2 protein-coding genes are annotated in these 1,687 nt (G+C 60.5%); one reads left to right on the plus strand and one right to left on the minus strand.

All coding sequences use genetic code 11. The features are described from left to right. Nucleotides 1-1,344: helicase/relaxase domain-containing protein (locus K206_RS0135865; RefSeq protein WP_020207059.1), on the plus strand; the 1,344-nt coding region annotated here is incomplete at its 5' end. Here the strand turns inward: K206_RS0135865 and K206_RS44530 are convergent. Continuing rightward, on the minus strand, nt 1,324-1,687 hold a 364-nt coding region (locus K206_RS44530; protein ID WP_231401736.1), incomplete at its 5' end, for a hypothetical protein. The two genes, K206_RS0135865 and K206_RS44530, sit on opposite strands and share 21 nt — an antisense overlap.

Genomic DNA, 1,687 nt, shown 5'->3' on the forward strand with positions numbered 1-1,687 from the left:
CCGTACCGCTTCCGCTACCGCGAGGACCGCGAGTACCGCCTCCATAGCGCCGCAACGGGCTTGCTCTACCGCCAACTGCTGGACGCCCAGCTTCTGGACTGGCTCAGTGGCTACCCCGCCCTTTGGGGGCCGTTGCTCTACGTCCTGGCTGGCCAGTACGAGCACGCCGGGGTGCTGGGCGAGCTGGTCGTGCAGGCCGACCGCGCCTCCGTCGCCCAAGAGCTGGGCGGCGATCCGGCGCGCGCCATGGCCGCGCCCAAGCATGCGCTACAGCGCAAACTGCTGGACGGGTTGCGCTATCTGCTCAAGGAAGAGTTGAAGCTGAACCAGCCCGAGGCCTCTGATGGCTGGCTCACCGAGGACGCACTATGGCTGGTGAGCAAGACGGTTTCCGACAAGCTGCGCGCGCATCTGCTGTCCCAAGGTATTGACGGCATTCCCGCGAACAACACCGCCGTGTTCAACGTGCTGCAGGATCACGGCATGTTGCATCCCACGACGGACGGCAAAGCAGTCTGGCGCGCGACCGTGACCAGCGCGACCGGGTGGTCCCACTCGTTCACTCTGTTGCGCCTCGCTCCCGCGCTGATATGGGAACCAGGCGAACGGCCCGTTCCTTTCGCTGGGACGGTGGCGATCGACGCCGTACCCAACGATAAGTCGGTCGCCCAGCCGGCAGCCGTCGCGGAAACGACCCAGGAAGGCCAAGAAGCGCCACCATGGGAAAGCAGCAGCGTCGCGGTACCGTCGCCCGCGACTCAAACAGTACCCGACGTGTTGGAGGACATGCTGGCGATGGTGGGAATGGGCAATTCGTCCGGCACGCAGCAGGATGAGGAGGCCACCTCGCATGCGGCCGACGCAACACCATCCGAAGCCCCTATGCCAGCGATGGCTGCAGCTTCACCACCATCGCCTGTGCCCCCGGCTGCGCCATCGTCCGCTACTGCGCAGCCATCCGGCGAGCATTTCATGGCATGGCTGAAGCAGGGAATCGTTTCGCGCCGGCTCATCATCAATGATGCGAAAGCGCTCGTGCATACCGTGAGCGACACGGCTTACCTGGTCAGCCCAGGCGTGTTCCAGCGATACGCACGAGAGCACCCGCAGGTAGGCATGCTTGCTAAGCAAGAGAGCCAGCAGGATTGGCAATGGGTGCAAAAGCGTTTCGAGAAATTGCAGTTGCACCGCAAACACATCAATGGCCTAAACGTCTGGGCGTGCTCCGTTACAGGATCGCGCAAGTCACGCCAGTTGCACGGCTATCTCCTTCGTGATCCGCTGCCCTTATTCGGCAAAGTACCGCCGAATAATCCTTACTTGTCAATCTTGCAAAGCATTTAGCGCGCAACAAGGAACAAATACGGTCTGCAACCCATGGAAGCGAATGAGATAAAGCAGCGGGTCAGACGAGGAATAGATATCTTCATGAAAATATATGGGAAGCACGATGAGGATTAACCATTTCCTGCGCACTGTTTCACCGTCCAACAGGCCTAGCTGACTAATGTGCTGGGCCAGGGGTATTTGTTGATTGTGCGACCGACGCACGAGTGTTGGTTCAGGGCGATGGATACGTCGGCTGAGCACGTCGAAGCAGTGTTCTGTCGGTTCACGGTTGAGCCGACGGCAGGCCGGTGCTCTCAATTTTTTTTGACCATTTTCACGACTTGAGCCGGCGTTATGC

It is taken from the genome of Cupriavidus sp. WS (assembly GCF_000395345.1).
Taxonomy (GTDB): Bacteria; Pseudomonadota; Gammaproteobacteria; order Burkholderiales; family Burkholderiaceae; genus Cupriavidus; species Cupriavidus basilensis_B.